The 18,300-nt window shown below is 67.9% G+C and carries 13 protein-coding genes; 9 read left to right on the top strand and 4 right to left on the bottom strand.

Going from position 1 to position 18,300, the window contains the following annotated elements; genetic code table 11:
* Both car and gabT read right to left on the bottom strand, forming a co-directional pair.
* Nucleotides 1-2,773: carboxylic acid reductase (gene car, locus Q0W90_RS15655; protein WP_297775149.1), on the bottom strand; the 2,773-nt coding region annotated here is incomplete at its 3' end.
* Between the two features lie 142 nt (nucleotides 2,774-2,915).
* Complete coding sequence (gene gabT / locus Q0W90_RS15650; protein WP_297775148.1) at nucleotides 2,916-4,256, bottom strand: 4-aminobutyrate--2-oxoglutarate transaminase; 1,341 nt, start codon at nucleotides 4,254-4,256, stop codon at nucleotides 2,916-2,918.
* A gap of 212 nt (nucleotides 4,257-4,468) precedes the next feature.
* Here gabT and yajC point away from each other — a divergent pair, with 212 nt between their 5' ends.
* The 6 genes from yajC to Q0W90_RS15620 all read left to right on the top strand — a co-directional run bounded on the left by yajC (nucleotide 4,469) and on the right by Q0W90_RS15620 (nucleotide 12,743).
* Nucleotides 4,469-4,795: a preprotein translocase subunit YajC gene (yajC, locus tag Q0W90_RS15645; RefSeq protein WP_297775147.1), complete on the top strand. Its 327-nt coding sequence runs from the start codon at nucleotides 4,469-4,471 to the stop codon at nucleotides 4,793-4,795.
* Between the two features lie 112 nt (nucleotides 4,796-4,907).
* Entirely contained in the window at nucleotides 4,908-6,743 is a 1,836-nt protein-coding gene (gene secD / locus Q0W90_RS15640) for a protein translocase subunit SecD (RefSeq protein WP_297775145.1), read from the top strand.
* 1 nt (nucleotide 6,744) lies between these two features.
* A complete protein-coding gene (secF, locus tag Q0W90_RS15635; RefSeq protein ID WP_297599430.1) occupies nucleotides 6,745-8,058 on the top strand; it encodes a protein translocase subunit SecF in 1,314 nt (437 codons plus the stop codon).
* 44 nt (nucleotides 8,059-8,102) lie between these two features.
* Nucleotides 8,103-9,758 carry an ABC transporter substrate-binding protein gene (locus tag Q0W90_RS15630; protein ID WP_297698555.1) on the top strand — a complete coding sequence of 552 codons (1,656 nt, stop codon included), beginning with the start codon at nucleotides 8,103-8,105 and terminating at the stop codon, nucleotides 9,756-9,758.
* A gap of 7 nt (nucleotides 9,759-9,765) precedes the next feature.
* Entirely contained in the window at nucleotides 9,766-10,308 is a 543-nt protein-coding gene (locus Q0W90_RS15625; RefSeq protein WP_297698553.1) for an adenine phosphoribosyltransferase, read from the top strand.
* Between the two features lie 56 nt (nucleotides 10,309-10,364).
* Entirely contained in the window at nucleotides 10,365-12,743 is a 2,379-nt protein-coding gene (locus Q0W90_RS15620) for a bifunctional (p)ppGpp synthetase/guanosine-3',5'-bis(diphosphate) 3'-pyrophosphohydrolase (RefSeq protein ID WP_297599433.1), read from the top strand.
* 7 nt (nucleotides 12,744-12,750) lie between these two features.
* Here the strand turns inward: Q0W90_RS15620 and Q0W90_RS15615 are convergent, their stop codons facing one another.
* Nucleotides 12,751-14,448 (bottom strand): protein kinase, encoded by a 1,698-nt coding sequence (locus Q0W90_RS15615; protein WP_297775151.1) that lies wholly within the window; start codon nucleotides 14,446-14,448, stop codon nucleotides 12,751-12,753.
* Nucleotides 14,449-14,593: 145 nt separating this feature from the next.
* The gene (locus Q0W90_RS15610; RefSeq protein WP_297599435.1) at nucleotides 14,594-15,484 is read right to left on the bottom strand and encodes a peptidylprolyl isomerase; all 891 of its coding nucleotides are present in this window, start codon (nucleotides 15,482-15,484) and stop codon (nucleotides 14,594-14,596) included.
* A 118-nt stretch (nucleotides 15,485-15,602) separates the two neighbouring features.
* Here Q0W90_RS15610 and Q0W90_RS15605 point away from each other — a divergent pair, with 118 nt between their 5' ends.
* The 3 genes from Q0W90_RS15605 to Q0W90_RS15595 all read left to right on the top strand — a co-directional run bounded on the left by Q0W90_RS15605 (nucleotide 15,603) and on the right by Q0W90_RS15595 (nucleotide 18,109).
* On the top strand, nucleotides 15,603-16,268 hold the full coding sequence (locus Q0W90_RS15605) for an MBL fold metallo-hydrolase (protein WP_297599436.1): 666 nt from the start codon (nucleotides 15,603-15,605) through the stop codon (nucleotides 16,266-16,268).
* 3 nt (nucleotides 16,269-16,271) lie between these two features.
* Complete coding sequence (gene hisS, locus Q0W90_RS15600) at nucleotides 16,272-17,543, top strand: histidine--tRNA ligase (protein WP_297775143.1); 1,272 nt, start codon at nucleotides 16,272-16,274, stop codon at nucleotides 17,541-17,543.
* A 305-nt stretch (nucleotides 17,544-17,848) separates the two neighbouring features.
* Entirely contained in the window at nucleotides 17,849-18,109 is a 261-nt protein-coding gene (locus Q0W90_RS15595) for a hypothetical protein (protein ID WP_297599438.1), read from the top strand.
* The last annotated feature ends 191 nt before the right edge of the window (nucleotides 18,110-18,300 follow it).

Here is an 18,300-nt window from a genome sequence, read left to right as displayed (position 1 = left end):
TCGTCGACACGTACGTGTACGGCTTCTGCTTCGACGTCAGCGCGATCCGGATCAGCTCCGCGGTGCCCAGGGCGTTGGGCCCGAACAGCTCGCTGTACGGCAACACGTGGTTGACCAGCGCGGCGGGGTCGACGATGACGTCGACGGTGTCGGCCAGTCGCTGCCAGGTCTGCTGGTCCAGGCCCAGGTTGGCCTCACCCTTGTCGCCCGCGATGACCTCCAGGTGGTCGGCGGCCAGCCGCTGGTAGTGGGCGAGCAGTGTGGGGTCGCCTTCGGGAGAGCCGACGCCGAAGGTCTTGTCGAGCCGGGCGCGCGCCTCCTCGTCGGACTTGGCCCGCACCAGGGCGATGACCTTGCCGTCCACCATGTCCATGCGCTCGAGCCAGTCCAGCGCCAGGTAGCGGCCCAAAAAGCCGGTGGCGCCGGTCAACAACACCGTGCGCACCTCGGTGGCCGGCTTCGGCAGGCTCGTCGCGGCGGCCAGGGTCGCCTCGTCGAGGAACTTGTCCAGCGCGAGGTCGCTCGCGTGCACGTCGGTCGCATCCCGCCCGTGTACCGATGCGAAACTGGGCCGCTTGGTCCCCTTGCGCTCGCCCTCGATGTAGCCGGCGATCGCCGCCAGGTCGTTGGCCGGGCTGACGATGACACCCACCGGCACGTCGACGTCGAAGACCTCGCGCAGTAGGTTGCCGAATGTCAACGCCGACAACGAATCTCCGCCCAAATCGGTGAAGTGCGCGTCGGGGGACAGGTCGCCGGCAGCGGCGCCCAACATGGCGGCCGCGGCCCGGCCGACGGTCTGCAGCACCGGCGCGTCGGCACCGCTGCGGCGCAGTTCGGCCAGCTCGTTGGCCTGTCCGGCCGCCAGGTCGGCGTAGATCTGCTCCAGCCGTTCCCCGTAGTGCTGCTTCAGCTTTGGCCACGCCAGCTTGCGAATCCCGGTCAGCAGACCGTTTTCCAGGGTGAACGGGGTGGTTTCGATGACGAAGTCGCGAGGCACCTCGTAGGACTGCAGGTCCGCCTCCTTCGCGACCTTCTGCAGCGAGTCGGCGATCTGCGGCTTGAGGGACTCAATATCGTTGTGCTGCAACGATTCTTCGGTCGGCACCACGACCGCCAGCAGGTACGGCTGGGAGCTGTTGCCGTAGACGTAGATCTGGCGGATCAGCGGGCTGTTGCCGAACACCGCCTCCAGCTTCGCCAGGGTGACGAACTCGCCCTGCGCGAGCTTGAGCACGTTGTTGCGGCGGTCGACGTATACCAGCCGCTCCGCGGCGATCTCGGCGAACACGTCGCCGGTCCGGTAGTAGCCGTCGTCGTCGAAGACGTTCGCGGTGGTCTCGGCCCGCTTGTAGTAGCCGGGGAACATGTTCTCGGTCCGCAGCAGCAGTTCACCGCGCGGATGCGGCCGGTCGGTGCTGAAGTAGCCCAGGTCCGGAACATCGACCAGCTTGTAATCGATGACCGGCGGGCGCTGAATTTCCCCGTCGAACAACACCATTCCGGCCTCGGTGGAGCCGTAGCCGTCCATCAGGTGCATCTCGAGCAGCGACTCGGCCCAGGCCTTCAACTCCGGTGAGGTGGGCGCCGAGCCCGTCATCGCGAAGATGAACCGCCCGCCCAGCAGGTACTGGCGCTGTTCGGCCAGCACCTCTTCCTCAATGGCCGCGCGGCTTGCGCCGTCATCACCTTCGACCAGCCGCCGTTGCACCTGGCGCTGGAATTCGCCGTACAGCGTCTCCCAGATGCGCGGGACGAAGTTCAGCTCGGTGGGCCGCACCAACTCGAGGTCCTCGAGTAGGGTCGACAGGTCGCTGCGCGCCGCGAAGTAGGCGGTGCCGCCGTTGCCCAGCGTGCCGTAGAGGATCCCGCGTCCCATGACGTGGCTCATCGGCATGAAGTTGAGGGTGATCGACGCGGCGCTTTCCCCGAACCAGTTCTTGCTGCCGCGGCGCCACATCTTGCCGACGTTGCTCTGCGGGTACATCGCGCCCTTGGGCGCGCCGGTGCTGCCGGAGGTGTAGATCAGCAGGGCCAGCGAGTCCTCGTCGCTTTCCCGCTCCGCGACGGCCGGCAGGCCCTTGCCGCGCTGCAGCACGTCGGGCAGCGTCTCGACCACGACGCCGATGTCGGCCAGCCGCGCGACGGCGCTTTCGACGGCCTCGCGCTGGTCGTCGACCTCGGGGTGGTAGTCGAATACCAGGAGTTTGGAGAGCTTGGCGGGCACGTGTTCGCCGCTGCGGATCAGGTCGACGGCCTCGGGCAACTGGTTCACGCTGGACGCGACCAGGCTGGGCTCGGTCTCGGTCACGATCGGCTGCAGCGACGCGATCGCGGCGCTGGTCTGCAGCGGCACCGAGACCGCGCCGATCGTGCCCAGCGCCATGTCGATGGTGGCGTAGTCGACACTGTTGAAGCCCAGGACGCAGACCCGGTCGCCCCGGCTCACCGAGTCGCCGGCCCAGGCGCGGCCGAGGGCCGAAACCCGTTCGCCGAGTTCACCGTAGGTGAGGGTCTCGAAGCGGGGGAGCAGCTCCGCCGAGGTACGCCCGGTCGTTGCGTCCGTGACGAACTCCACCACGCGCTGGGCCAACGCGGGTCGTCCCGCGTAGCCGTCGAGCACGGTCCGGATGATCTGCGGCAGCCGCAGCCCGGGCTGTTCGAGGGCGGCGGTGATCGCCGGGTCCGGTTGGGCGGCGGCGAACTGAGGGTCGCCGGCGATGAGTTCCTCGACGCGACGGTCGAGGCGTTCGTCATGAATAGCAGTCGACATAAACAAATCCCTTGCGAATGAAAAGTTAGCGAGTCACTATGCGCTGTCCGCGCTGACAACATAGAACGTTAGCTAAAGTAACGGTATTCCACCATGATACGGCTTTGGCCTACATGTGAGATTGCCCACGGGGGCCGTGGCCTTACAGGTCGCGCAACAGCCCGCTCACGATGTCGATGCCCTCGGTCAACAGCTCGTCGCTGATGGTCAGCGGCGGCAGCAACCGGACGACATTGCCGAACATGCCGCAGGTCAGCACGATGACACCGGCGGCGGCGGCCGCGACGGACAGCTTCTGGGTCAGTTCTTTATCCGGCTCGGCGGTCCCCGACTTCACCAACTCGATGGCGATCATCGCGCCCCGGCCGCGCACGTCGCCGATCCGGTCGTCGCCGGCCTGCAGCCGCAGCAGCGGTTCGGTGATCAGGCGTTCCAGCTGCTGGGCGCGTTCGACCAGCCCGTCGCTCTCGATCGTCTCGATGGTCGCCAACGCCGCCGCGCACGCCAGCGGGTTTCCGCCGAAGGTGCCGCCCAAGCCGCCGACATGCGGCGCATCCATGATCTGAGCCCGGCCGGTGACCGCCGACAAGGGCAGCCCGCCGGCGATGGCCTTGGCGGTGCAGATCAGGTCGGGTTCAATACCCTCGTGTTCGCAGGCGAACATGGCGCCCGAACGCGCGAAACCGGTTTGCACCTCGTCGGCGATGAACACCACGTCGTTGTTGCGGCACCAGTCCAGCAGGGCGGGCAGGAACCCCTCGGCCGGGACGATGAATCCGCCTTCGCCCTGGATCGGCTCGATGACGAGGGCGGCCAGGTTGTCGGCGCCGATCTGGCTGTCGATGACCCTGATGGCCCGGGCGGCGGCCTTTTCCCCGTCGGTGGCCAGCTCCTTGTCGATCAGTCCGTCCCGATAGGGATAGGACAGCGGCGCCCGGTAGACCTCGGGCGCGAACGGGCCGAAGCCGGCCTTGTAGGGCATGGACTTCGCGGTCAGCGCCATCGTCAGGTTGGTGCGGCCGTGGTAGGCGTGGTTGAACGCCACCACGGCGGGCTTGCGTGTGTATGAGCGCGCGACCTTGACCGCGTTCTCGACGGCCTCCGCGCCGGAATTGAACAGCACCGAGCGTTTCTCGCCGGAGCCCGGGGTGATCCGGTTGAGCGTTTCGGCGACGGCGACATACGACTCATACGGCGTCACCATGAAGCAGGTGTGGGTGAACGCGGCCACCTGCGCGCGTACCGCGTCGACCACCCGGGGCGCGGAGTTGCCGATGGTCGTCACTGCGATGCCGGAACCGAGGTCGATGAGCCGGTTGCCGTCGACGTCCTCGATGATGCCGCCGCCGGCGCGCGCCACGAAGACCGGGACCGAGACGTTCACCGCGTGCGACACCGCCGCCGCCCGGCGTTTGCTCAGTTCCAGCGACGCCGGACCGGGAATCTCGGTGACCAATTGGCGAGTCTGCTCGAGGCCGGCCACCACTTAACTCCTCCCCGCGGCGCGCGCGTCGCGTCGCCTTGAAAGCCTATCGAGCTTGCCGCCGGTGGGCACCGGTTGCACCGCGGCGGTGGGTGACGGGCCGCGGCCTGCCAGACTGAACGGGCACACTGGACCATGACGAGGTGCGCGACGCTCGAGTCGGCCCGGCACCCATCCCCGAGATCACAAGAAAGAAAGACACAGGCGCGCCCATGGAGAGTTTGATCCTGTTCCTGCCGTTCCTGCTCATCATGGGCGGGTTCATGTACTTCGCATCGCGGCGCCAGAAGCGCGCGATGCAGGCCACCATCGACCTGCACGAGTCGTTGAGTCCGGGCGATCGGGTGCACACCACGTCGGGCCTGCAGGCCATCGTCGTCGAGATCACCGAAGACACCGTCGACCTTGAGATCGCGCCCGGCGTCGTGACCACCTGGATGAAGCTGGCGATCCGCGACCGGATCCTGCCCGACGACGACGAAGACCTGGTCGAAGAGGACGACTCCGCCGACGAGGGCGCGGTCACCAAGGATTCCTGACGCCAAATACTCCGGGGGAGGACCGCTTGCGCAACGGCCTCCCCGGGGCCACGTAGGCTTTTCTAGGCTCTGTCCGGGGTAAGTAACCGATTCTCGAGGAGATAGAAGGAACGTGGCATCCTCTTCGGCGCCGGTGCACCCTGCCCGCTACCTGTCGGCCTTCTTGTTATTGCTCGTCGGCGTCTACCTGCTGGTGTTCCTCACCGGGGACAAGAAGGCCGCCCCCAAGCTCGGGATCGACCTTCAGGGCGGCACCCGCGTCACGTTGACCGCGCGCACCCCGGACGGTTCACGCCCCAGTCGTGAGGCGTTGGCGCAGGCGCAGCAGATCATCGGTGCCCGGGTCAACGGACTTGGCGTCTCCGGTTCGGAGGTCGTGGTCGACGGCGACAACCTGGTCATCACGGTTCCCGGGAACGACGGCAACGAGGCCCGCAACCTGGGCCAGACCGCCCGGCTCTACATCCGTCCGGTGCTCAACTCGATGCCGGCCCAAAGCGCCGAGCCCAAGCCCGCGCCGCGCCAGCCGGCACCCGGTCAGCCCGCGCCCGATCAACCGGCACCCGGTCAACCGGCACCCGGTCAACCCGTGCCGGGTCAGCCCGCGCCGGGTCAGCCCGCACCGCCACCGGCGGGCCAGCCCGCACCGGGCGGCAAGCCGGGCGCCCAGCCGCGGCCCTACCCGCAGGACCCGCCGCCATCCCCCAGCCCCGCGCCTCCCGCACCGGCCCAAGCGCCGGCACCCGCGCCCGGCGCTCCCGCACCCGCCGCCCCGGCCGGGGAGGCGCCGCCCGCCGAGCAGCCCGCCTCGCCGGACCCGCGCAAGGACCTCGCCGAGCGCATCTCCGATGAGAAGAAGTGGCGGCAAAGCACCCGGCAGGGCATTCAATTCCTCGCGTTGCAGTTCCAGGCGACGCGCTGCGACAAAGAAGACATCCTGGCCGGCAACGACGACCCCGCCCAGCCGCTGATCACCTGCTCCACCGACCACAAGGTGGCCTATCTGCTGGGGCCGTCGATCATCAGCGGTGACCAGATCGAGAACGCCACCTCGAGCATGAACCAGCGTGGCATCGGCTACGTGGTCGACCTTCAGTTCAAGCAGGCGGCCGCGAACATCTGGGCGGATTTCACCGCCGCCCACATCGGCACCCAGACCGCCTTCACGCTGGACTCGCAGGTCGTGTCCGCCCCGATGATCCAGGAAGCCATCCCCGGCGGCCGCACCCAGATCAGCGGCGGCGACCCGCCGTTCACCGCCTCCAGCGCGCGCCAGCTGGCCAACGTCCTCAAATATGGGTCGTTGCCGCTGTCCTTCCAATCGTCGGAAGCCCAAACCGTCTCGGCCACACTGGGATTGACCTCGTTGCGCGCCGGGCTGATCGCCGGTGCGATCGGCCTGATCCTGGTGCTGGTGTATTCCTTGCTGTACTACCGCGTGCTGGGGTTGCTCACCGCACTGTCGTTAGCGGCTTCCGGCGTAGTGGTTTTCGCGCTCCTGGTGCTTCTGGGCAGGTATATCAACTACACCCTCGACCTGGCCGGCATCGCGGGTCTGATCATCGGCATCGGCACCACCGCCGACTCGTTCGTGGTCTTCTTCGAGCGCATCAAAGACGAGATCCGGGAAGGGCGTTCGTTCCGGTCGGCGGTGCCGCGAGGCTGGGTGCGGGCGCGTAAGACGATCGTCTCGGGTAACGCGGTCACCTTCCTGGCCGCCGCGGTGCTGTACTTCCTGGCCATCGGCCAGGTGAAGGGCTTCGCATTCACGTTGGGCCTCACCACGATCCTTGACCTGGTGGTGGTGTTCCTGGTGACGTGGCCGCTGGTCTATCTGGCCTCCAAGTCGCCGACGCTGGCGAAACCCGCATACAACGGCCTGGGCGCGATCCAGCAGGTCGCCCGCGAACGCCGAGGTTCGTCGCAGGTCAGGACGGGACGGGGATAGCATGATGGCCTCCAAAGACGCGACCGAAATCACCGAAGCCTCCGCGGGCACAACAGAATTGAGCGACGGTGCCGGCACCGCCGGGGCGCCGCACCATAGCTTCCTGTCGCGCCTCTACACCGGGACCGGCGCGTTCGAAGTGGTCGGACGGCGCCGATTGTGGTTCGGCATCAGCGGCGCGATCGTCGGGATCGCGCTCCTGTCCATCGTGCTGCGCGGCTTCAGCTTCGGCATCGACTTCAACGGCGGTACCACGCTGTCGATGCCCGCGGACGGGGCGAACGGCACGGTGCACACCTCCGAAGTCCAAGACGTGTTCCGCAAGACCCTCGGCAACGATCCGGAATCGGTGGTCGTCGTCGGCAGTGGCGCCGCGGCGACCGTGCAGATCCGCTCCGAGACGCTGTCCAACGACCAGACGGCCAAGCTGCGCAACGCGTTGTTCGACGCGTTCGGACCCAAAGGCCCCGACGGCAAACCCAACAAGCAGGCCATCAGCGACTCGGCCGTCTCCGAGACCTGGGGTGACCAGATCACCACGAAGGCGCTGATCGCCCTGGTGGTGTTCTTGGCGCTGGTCGGCGTGTACATCACCGTCCGCTACGAGCGCTACATGACGCTGGCCGCGATCGCGGCGATGTTCTTCGACCTGGCGGTTACGGCCGGCGTGTATTCGCTGGTGGGTTTCGAGGTCACCCCGGCCACGGTCATCGGCTTGCTGACGATCCTCGGCTTCTCCCTCTATGACACCGTCATCGTGTTCGACAAGGTCGAGGAGAACACCCACGGCTTCCAGCACAAACCCAAGCGCACGTTCGCCGAAGAGGCCAATCTGGCGGTCAACCAGACGTTCATGCGGTCCATCAACACCAGCCTCATCGGTGTGCTGCCGGTGCTGGCGCTGATGGTGGTGGCGGTGTGGCTGCTCGGTGTCGGCACCCTGAAGGACCTGGCGCTGGTGCAGCTGATCGGCATCATCGTCGGCACCTACTCCTCGATCTTCTTCGCCACCCCGCTGCTGGTCAGCATGCGGGAACGCACCGAGTTGGTGCGCACCCACACCCGCCGCGTCTTGAGGCGGCGCGCCGGAGGTTCGCGGGCGGGCGCCGAGAACGCCTCGGACGTGGACGACACCGAGGACGACGCCGCCGAGCAAGCCGAATCGACCGCCGGCGAATCGGCGGCCGGACGCGAGCCGTCGAGGACGTCGGAGTCGTCCAGGCCCGTGCCGAGCAAGCCGGCGCCGGGAGCCCGTCCCGTGCGGCCGACCGGGACCCGGCGTCCCACCGGCAAGCGGAACGTCGGCCGGCGGTAGACAGGATGGCCACCAGGTACCGGGGAACTGGGACCGATCGTGGCGTGCCAACCGGCCGGTGGGGTGTAGCGCTGTGGGTCAGCGCCGGGCTGGCGGTGGTGCTGGCGGCGGGTCTCACGCTGGCCGCGTGCGCCGGCAGCGCCGCCTCCGAGGTCGATTACGTGGTCGACGGACCGCTGACCACCTATAACACCAACACCGTCGTCGGCGCCGCATCGGCCGGAGCGCAGGCCTTCGCCCGCACGCTCACCGGCTTCAGCTATCACGGCCCGGGCGGGCAAGTCGTCGCCGACCGCGACTTCGGCACCGTTTCGGTGGTCGGCGGCACGCCGCTGGTGCTGGACTACCAGATCGCCGACAACGCCGTCTACTCCGACGGCAAGCCGTTGACCTGCGACGACATCGTGCTCGCCTGGGCGGCGCAATCCGGCCGCTTCCCCGAGTTCAACGCGGCCACCCGGGGCGGCTATATCGACATCGCCAATGTCGAGTGCATGCCCGGGCAAAAGAAGGCCCGGGTGTCGTTCGTCCCGGACCGCGGCGTCGTCGACTACAACCAGCTGTTCAGCGCGACTTCGCTGATGCCGTCGCACGTCATCGCCGACCAACTCAACGTCGACGTGACCGCGGCGCTGCTCAGCCACAACGCACCGCTGGTGCAACAGATCGCGAAGCTGTGGAACACGATGTGGGACCTCAAACCCGGTATCGACCTCAAGCGCTTCCCGTCGTCGGGGCCCTACAAAATCGGATCCATCCTGGAGGGTGGGGCGGTGGTGCTCGTCGCCAACGACCGGTGGTGGGGGCCCAAGGCCATCACCAAGCGGATCACGATCTGGCCGCAGGGACCCGACATCCAGGACCGGGTCAACAACCGCACCGTCGACGTGGTCGACGTCGCCGCGGGATCGTCGGGAACGCTGGCCACACCCGACAACTACGAGCGCTCCGATGCACCGTCGGACGGCATCGAGCAGCTGATCTTCGCCCCGCAGGGCCCGCTCTCGGCGCCCAAGGCCCGCCGCGCCGTCGCGCTGTGCACGCCGCGCGACGCGCTGGCCCACGACGCGGGGACACCGATCGCCAATTCACGTCTGAACCCGGCCGGTGATGACGCCGTCACCGCGGCGGACGGGGCCGCCGAGGCCGGCCCGTTCAGCAAGGCGGATCCGGTCGCCGCGCGCAACGCGCTGGGCGGTGCGCCGCTGACGGTGCGGATCGGCTACCAGGGGCCCAACGCGCGGCTCGCGGTCAACGTCGGGGTCATCACCAAGTCGTGCGCCGCGGCCGGGATCACCGTCTCCGGCGTCACCCTGGACACCGCGGGCCCGCAGGCACTTCGGGACGGAAAGATCGACGCGTTGCTGGCCAGCACCGGGGGCGCCACCGGCAGCGGTTCGACGGGCTCCTCGGCGCTGGATGCCTACGCCCTGCACACCGGCAACGGAAACAACCTGTCCGGATATGCGAATCCTCAGGTCGACGGCGCAATCGGGGCGCTGGCGGTATCGGCCGATGCCGCCGAGCGAGTCAGGCTGTTGGCCGAAACCGCCCCGATACTGTGGGGCGATATGCCCACCCTGCCCCTGTACCGGCAGCAGCGCACGTTGCTGATGTCCAAGAAGATGTACGCGGTGAGCGCGAACCCGACCCGTTGGGGCGTGGGCTGGAACATGGACCGATGGGCCCTGGTGCAGTGAGGTGTCGGTGACGAACGCCGACGGACGGCCCCCCGTGGCGGAGCTCATCGCGTCGCGGACGCGCAAAGTGGCCGACTTCCCCAAGCCGGGAATCCAGTTCAAGGACCTCACCCCGTTGTTCGCCGACGCGACGGCGATGACGGCGGTCACCGGCGCGGTGGCCGAGATCGCGTCCGGCGCCGATCTGGTGGCCGGCATCGAATCCCGGGGGTTCCTGGTGGCCGCGGCCGTCGCCGGCCGGCTGCGGACCGGCGTTTTGGCCATTCGCAAGGCCGGGAAATTGCCGCCGCCGGTGCACGCCGAGCGGTACGACCTGGAATACGGCACTGCGACGCTGGAGATCCCCGCCGAGGGTATCGAGCTGCGCGGACGCAACGTCGTGATCATCGACGACGTGCTGGCCACCGGCGGCACCCTGGCCGCGGCGGCCCGGCTGCTCGAGCGCGCCGGAGCCAACGTGCTGGCGGCGGCGGTGGTGTTCGAACTCGACGGGCTGGGCGGCCGGGAAACGGTCGCGCCGCTGCCCGTACACAGCCTGACGTGCGAGTAGCGCTTTCGGGCAGTTGGTTCCAGAGGACGTATCCTCGAATTCGGAGGTGACCGAACGTGGCGGATGACAACAGCGCGGCGCAAGCGCTCGACGCGCCCACCAAAGTCACAGAGTCGCCAGCCATCACGCAGCCGATGGAGGCTCCGGAGCCGCCGGCCGAATCCCTGAAGACGTCCAGCAGCGCGTCGCGGCGGGTCCGGGCCAGGCTGGCCCGACGTATGACCGCCCAGCGCAGCACGCTCAACCCGGTGCTCGAACCGCTGGTGGCGGTGCACCGGGAGATCTACCCGAAGGCGAACGTGTCGCTGCTGCAGCGCGCCTTCGAGGTCGCCGACCAGCGCCACGCCACCCAGCTGCGCCACTCCGGCGACCCCTACATCACCCACCCGCTGGCCGTCGCCACCATTCTGGCCGAATTGGGCATGGACACCACCACTTTGGTGGCGGCGCTGTTGCACGACACCGTCGAGGACACCGGGTACACCCTGGACGCTTTGAGCGAGGACTTCGGGGAAGAGGTGGGCCATCTCGTCGATGGCGTGACGAAGCTGGACCGGGTGGTGCTGGGCAGCGCCGCCGAAGGCGAGACCATCCGCAAGATGATCACCGCGATGGCGCGCGATCCCCGGGTGCTGGTGATCAAGGTCGCCGACCGGCTGCACAACATGCGCACCATGCGGTTCCTGCCGCCGGAGAAGCAGGCCCGCAAGGCCCGCGAGACGCTGGAAGTCATTGCCCCCCTTGCGCATCGGCTGGGTATGGCAAGCGTCAAGTGGGAACTGGAAGACCTCTCGTTCGCGATCCTGCATCCCAAGAAGTACGAGGAGATCGTTCGGCTGGTCGCCGGGCGCGCGCCGTCGCGGGATACCTACCTGGCCAAGGTCCGCGCCGAGATCGTCAGCACGCTGAACGCGTCGAAGATCAAGGCGACGGTGGAGGGCCGGCCCAAGCATTACTGGTCGATCTATCAGAAGATGATCGTCAAGGGGCGAGACTTCGACGACATCCACGACCTGGTCGGTATCCGCATCCTGTGCGACGAGATCCGCGACTGCTATGCCGCTGTGGGCGTGGTGCATTCGCTGTGGCAGCCGATGGCGGGCCGGTTCAAGGACTACATCGCCCAGCCGCGCTACGGCGTGTACCAGTCGCTGCATACCACCGTGATCGGTCCGGAGGGCAAGCCGCTGGAGATCCAGATCCGCACCCGCGAGATGCACCGCACCGCGGAGTACGGGATCGCCGCGCACTGGCGCTACAAGGAAGCCAAGGGCCGCAACGGCGTTCCGCATCCGCACGCCGCCGCCGAGATCGACGACATGGCCTGGATGCGTCAGCTGCTCGACTGGCAACGGGAGGCCGCCGACCCGGGCGAGTTCCTCGAGTCGTTGCGTTATGACCTTGCGGTACAAGAGATCTTCGTGTTCACCCCCAAGGGTGACGTCATCACCCTGCCGACCGGCTCGACGCCGGTGGACTTCGCCTACGCGGTGCACACCGAGGTGGGCCACCGCTGCATCGGCGCGCGGGTCAACGGGCGCCTGGTGGCGCTGGAACGCAAGCTGGAAAACGGGGAAGTCGTCGAGGTTTTCACCTCCAAGGCCGCCAATGCCGGGCCGTCGCGGGACTGGCAGCAATTCGTGGTGTCACCGCGCGCCAAGGCCAAGATCCGGCAATGGTTCGCCAAGGAGCGCCGCGAGGAGGCGCTGGAGGCCGGCAAGGACGCCATGGCCCGTGAGGTGCGTCGCGGTGGACTTCCGTTGCAGCGCTTGGTCAATGGTGAAACCCTGGGGGCGGTGGCCCGCGAGCTGCACTACCTCGATGTGTCCGCCCTCTACACCGCGATCGGTGAGGGGCACGTGTCGGCCCGGCACGTCGTGCAGCGGCTGCTGGCCGAGCTCGGCGGCATCGACCAGGCCGAGGAGGACCTCGCCGAACGGTCCACCCCGACGACCATGCTGCGGCGGCCCCGCAGCAGCGACGACGTCGGGGTCTCGGTCCCCGGCGCGCCGGGCGTGCTGACCAAGCTGGCGAAATGCTGCACGCCGGTGCCCGGCGACCAGATCATGGGGTTTGTCACCCGGGGCGGCGGAGTCAGCGTGCACCGCACCGACTGCACCAACGCCGCGTCGCTGCAGCAGCAGTCCGAGCGCATCATCGAGGTGCATTGGGCGCCGTCGCCGTCGTCGGTGTTCCTGGTGGCCATCCAGGTCGAGGCGCTCGACCGGCACCGGCTGCTGTCGGATGTCACGCGCGTGCTGGCCGACGAGAAGGTCAACATCTTGTCCGCGTCCGTCACGACGTCGGGTGACCGAGTTGCCATCAGCCGGTTCACCTTTGAGATGGGCGATCCCAAGCACCTCGGTCATCTGCTCAACGTGGTGCGCAACGTCGAAGGCGTCTACGACGTCTACCGCGTGACGTCCGCGGCCTGAGGCGGGTTCAGCTCAGCCGCACCGAGCTGATCGTCACCGGATTGGTGGGAGCGCCACTCTGACGGTTGCCGGCGATACCGGCCCGGGAGATCTTGTCGAGCGTCTCCAGCCCCGCCTCGTCGATCGTGCCCAACACCGTGCTCTGCGGGTCCATCTCGGAATCCTTGAAGATCAACGCGAACTGGCTGCCGTTGGTGTTGGGTCCCTCGGTGGCCATGACGACGGTCCCGCGCGGGTACACGACCGTCGCCCTCAGCGCGGGATCGTCGGGCTGGTATTGGTTGGCCGGATACTCGTCGGCGAATTCGTAACCGGGACCGCCGGAGCCGTCCACGTCGGGGCCGCCGCACAGCAGCGACCCGCCGTCCGGGGAGCTGATCAGCCGGGCGCACTGGGTGTTGTCGAAGAACTGCTGCTTGGTCAGGCTCACGAAACTGTTCACCGTGCACGGGGACTCGGAATTGGCGAGCTGCAGGGCGATATCACCGAAGTTGGTGGAGATGACCACACCGATCTGCGCGGGGGTGGTGGACACCCGCCCCGACGGCGGTGGGCTGACGGGCCGGGAGACGGGATCCGGCACCGACCGGTACTGGCAGTTGGCGCCCGGGTCGGCCGGTGGTGCGAACGCCGGCAACGGCGGCACGGTCGCCGAGGTCGGGCCGCTCGCACCGGGGTTCGATCCCGTCCTGCCGGGCACCCGGGCCCGCGCCGGGGCGCTCGACGCCTGGCTGTCATTCGAGCCGTGACTCTGGGCCACCAACGCGATGACCAACGCCGCTACCGCGGTCAGGGCCAGGGCCGACGCGCCGACGATGCCCACCAGCAAACGCCGCGAATGCGTTGGCCGGTGATACTGCGGCCGCGGGTCGGGCCCCGGCGGCGCGGGAACGCCCGGTGATTGGGCCGCCACCGGCGAAGGGGTTCCGATCGCTCCGCTCGCGGGACCGGTCAGTGCGGCACGGGCGGCCTGGGCGAGTTCCATCACCGATTGGTAGCGGTGCTCGACGTCCTTCGCCATCCCGCGCGCGACCACCGCGTCCAGTGCCGGGGGCACGCCGGGCACGGCGGCCGACGGTTGCGGTGGCGGAATGCTCAGATGCGCGTTGAGCTGTTCTTCGAGGCTTTCGCCCGCGAAGGGACGCTTCCCGGTCAGGCACTCCTGCAGGACGCAGGCCAGCGAATAGACGTCGGCACGGTGATCCGTTGTGCCCCTGAACCGTTCGGGTGCCATATACGCCACGGTGCCCATCGTGTGTCCGGTTTGCGTGAGCGAGGTGTCGGCCATGCTGCGGGCGATGCCAAAGTCGATCAGGTAGACGAAATCCCGTGCCGTGGTGACCAAAATGTTCTTCGGCTTGATGTCGCGATGGACCAAACCCGCTTCATGCGCGCTATCCAGCGCCGCGGCAACCTGTTCGACGACCGCGACCGCACGCTCGGGGCTGAGCCGTCCACCGTGTTCGGCGATGTAGTCGACCAGATCGCGGCCCTCGATCAACCGCATGTCGACATACAGCTGGCCATCGATTTCGCCGTAACTATGGATCGGCACCACGTGCGGGTCGTTGAGGCTTGCGGCAATGCGTGCCTCGCGCCGGAACCGCTGCTGAAACTCGAGATCCTCAGCCAGGTTCGACGGCAACACCTTCAGCGCGACCACCCGGTCGGTGCTGGCGTCGTAGGCGCGGTAGACCTGTCCCATGCCCCCGCGTCCCAAGACTTCCAGCAATTGGTATTGCCCGAATGACTTCGCCGCCACGCAACGACAATAAGCTGTCGGCCGCGGTGGCCGTGTGATTCTCGCCAATCGGCGCGTGCGTTGCGCCGCTACGGATTCAGTCGAGGGTTCAGTCGAGCAGCACCGAGGTGATGGTGACCTCGGCGGCGGGTGCCCCGTCTTCGCCGCCGCCGGCGACACCGGCCTTGGCGATCTTGTCCAGCGTGGCCAGCCCGTCTGGCTGAATGGTGCCGAACACGGTGTATTGCGGCGGCAGCTGGGAGTCCTTGTAGACCATGAAGAACTGGCTGCCGTTGGTGCCGGGCCCGGCGTTGGCCATGGCCAGGGTGCCGCGCGGGTAGAGGACGGGCTCCTGCGCCTTGGGGTCATTCGGCGGGTATTGGTCGGTCGGATATTCGTTGGCGAATTGATAGCCCGGCCCGCCCGTGCCCTCGCCCTTGGGGTCGCCGCACTGCAACACGCCCAACCCCGGCGACGTGGTCAGCCGGTGGCATTTGGTGTTGTCGAAGTATTTCTGGCCGATCAGGCTCGCGAAACTATTGACCGTGCAAGGGGATTCGTTGTTGGCCAGCATCAGACCCATGTGGCCCTGGTTGGTCACCATGCTGGCGCTGACCTGAGCCGGATCGGTCGGCACCTTGCCGGTCCGGGGCGGCTTCACCTGCTTGGCCGCCGGCTCCGGCGTCGCCGGATACTGACAGTTGGCGCCCACCTCGGCCGACGGCTTGAACGGCGGCAACGGCGGGGCGGACGGCGCCGGCCCGGCGGGCGTCGTGGACTCCGGCGAGCTGCTGGCGGTCGTCGTCGCCGCGGTGTTGCTCTTGTGCTCGTGCTTGGCATTGATGATCGTGATGACCACCACGGCGATCACGGCGACGGCCACGATCGAGGCGGCCGCGATCAGCACGATCCGGCGCGTCTTGGCTTGCTTCGCGCGCCGCTCCAGCTGCCGTTCGAGCTTGCGTTTGGCGTTGGCACGTCGTTGTTCGTTGGTCGGCACGGCCGCTCTGCCTCCATGCTTGGTGAAGTCGGAGTTCCCTGAACCCGTGGGGTGCCAGCTCAGGCTAATGTGGGCGCCGCGACTCGTGTCAAGTGGGCCCCGTGGGAAAATGGGAGCCGTGTTGATCACCGGATTTCCCGCGGGCATGTTGCAGTGCAACTGCTACGTGCTGGCCGAGCGGCCCGGAACGGACGCCGTCGTCGTGGATCCGGGACAGCGGGTGATGGCCCCGCTGCGGCGCATCCTGGACGAGAACCGGCTGACGCCGGCCGCGGTGCTGCTGACCCACGGGCACATCGACCACATGTGGTCGGCGCAGAAGGTGTCCGACACCTATGGTTGCCCGACCTACATCCATCCCGAGGACAGGTTCATGCTCAAAGACCCGATCTACGGCCTGGGCCCCCGCCTGGCGCAGATGGTGGCGGGCGCGTTCTGGCGGGAGCCCAAGCAGGTCGTCGAGCTGGACCGTGACGGCGACAAGCTCGACCTGGGCAGCGTGACGGTCAACGTCGATCACACCCCCGGGCACACCCGCGGATCGGTGGTGTTCCGCGTGTCGTCCGACAAGGACGGCAAAGACTATGTGTTCACCGGCGACACCCTGTTCGAGCGTTCGGTCGGGCGCACCGACCTGTTCGGTGGCAGCGGACGCGACTTGCTGACCTCGATCGTCGGCAAACTCCTGGTGCTCGACGACACGACCGTGGTGTTGCCGGGGCACGGCAACGCCACCACCATCGGCGCCGAGCGGCGCCTCAACCCGTTCCTCGAAGGCCTCTAGCCCGTGGCGGATCACTCAGCCTTCGCGGCGCCCAAGGGGGTCCCGGACTACGTCCCGCCCGACTCGGCGCAGTTCGTCGCGGTGCGCGACGGACTGCTGGGCGCCGCCCGCCGCGCCGGTTACGGCGACATCGAGCTGCCCATCTTCGAGGACACCGCGCTGTTCGCCCGCGGTGTCGGCGAATCCACCGACGTCGTGTCCAAGGAGATGTACACGTTCGCCGACCGTGGCGACCGCTCGGTGACGCTGCGGCCCGAGGGAACCGCGGGCGTGGTGCGCGCCGTGATCGAACACGGTCTGGACCGTGGCGCGTTGCCGGTGAAACTCTGTTATGCGGGACCGTTCTTCCGCTACGAACGTCCGCAGGCCGGCCGGTATCGCCAGCTGCAGCAGGTCGGCGTGGAGGCGATCGGCGTCGACGATCCGGCCCTCGATGCCGAGGTCATCGCCGTCGCCGACGCCGGGTTCCGCTCGCTGGGGCTCGACGGTTTCCGCCTGGAGATCACCTCGCTGGGAGACGACAGCTGCCGGCCGCAATACCGGGAACTGTTGCAGGACTTCCTGTTTGGCCTCGATCTCGATGACGAGACGCGACGGCGCGCGCAGCTGAATCCTTTGCGCGTCCTCGATGACAAGCGACCCGCGGTGCAGGCCATGACGGCCGACGCGCCGGTGCTGCTCGATCACCTGTCCGATGCGGCCAAACAGCACTTCGACACCGTGCTGGCGCATCTGGACGCGTTCTCGGTGCCCTACGTCATCAACCCGCGGATGGTGCGCGGGCTGGACTACTACACCAAGACCACCTTCGAGTTCGTGCACGACGGGCTGGGTGCGCAGTCCGGCATCGGCGGCGGCGGCCGCTACGACGGCCTGATGCGCGAGCTCGGCGGACAAGACCTGTCCGGCATCGGATTTGGGCTCGGCGTGGACCGCACCCTGCTGGCCCTGCGAGCCGAGGGCAAGAGCGTGGGGGAGACCACCCGCTGCGACGTGTTCGGTGTGCCGCTGAGCGAGCAGGCCAAGCTGCGCCTGGCGGTGCTGGCCGGCCAGCTGCGGGTCGCCGGTGTGCGCGCCGACCTGGCCTACGGCGACCGCGGGCTCAAGGGCGCGATGCGGGCGGCCGACCGGTCCGGTGCCCGGATCGCGCTGGTGCTCGGCGATCGCGATATCGAGGCGGGGACCGTCGGGGTCAAAGACCTCGGTACCGGGGATCAGGTTTCCGTCGCGGCGGATGCCGTCGTCGCCGAGGTGCTTGCGCGGCTCGGCCGGTAGCGCGCTTCGGGGGCGCGACGGCTGCCTCCGCTCCCGTCGGTGCCCCGTGGCTGGCGCGACAACCAGCTGCCCGATGGCACGGGCATTCGTCTGGGATACCCCCTCGAACGCCAAGTCGAAGCAGATTTGATGCCCAAAGACCCTACCGGCGACCCCGGCGGCGGCGCGACGATTAACCAAAGTGGCCTCGGTGTTTTCTCCAATCCGCCGGGGCCACCTTGCGAGTCGATGCAACATTCGCGTCGGTCGGACCCGATAGCCTGCGACATTCGGGCGCTTTGTTTCTCGAGAGGAGACGATCTGATATGACTGACAATTGGTTCGCCGACATCGGTTCGCCGGGGGAGTTGACCCTCGCGGATGTGTGTGAGCAAATTGAGCAGAAAATCCACGCCAACGCAGACAACCAGAAATTGCCGCAGGAGTTCCCGGACTGGCAGTCGTGCGCGGAAGATCGGGACGCCACCATCCACAAGTTGAGCGCGGCTGTTGTCAACCTTTGCAGGATGGTGGAGTACTTGGCATCGGAGCAGCAGCGCGGCCGCGCTAGCCACGGCATCACATAGCTACGGGCATCGGCAAGACACAGGTGCGCCAGTGTGGCTTGCAGGCCCAGCGGCCAGCTACCCGATGGCACGGTGATCTGGACGCTGCCCGACGGGCACACTTTCATCACCACCCCGGGCAGCGCCCTGTTGTTCCCCGCCCTGTGCGCACCCACCGGCGATATTGCGCTACCTGCTACCTGCTACCTGCT

Origin of the sequence: Mycobacterium sp. (genome assembly GCF_025933915.1) — a bacterium.
GTDB lineage: Bacteria > Actinomycetota > Actinomycetes > Mycobacteriales > Mycobacteriaceae > Mycobacterium.
Note: the sequence above shows the minus strand (reverse complement) of the source record. Positions and strands in the feature narration are given on the sequence as shown.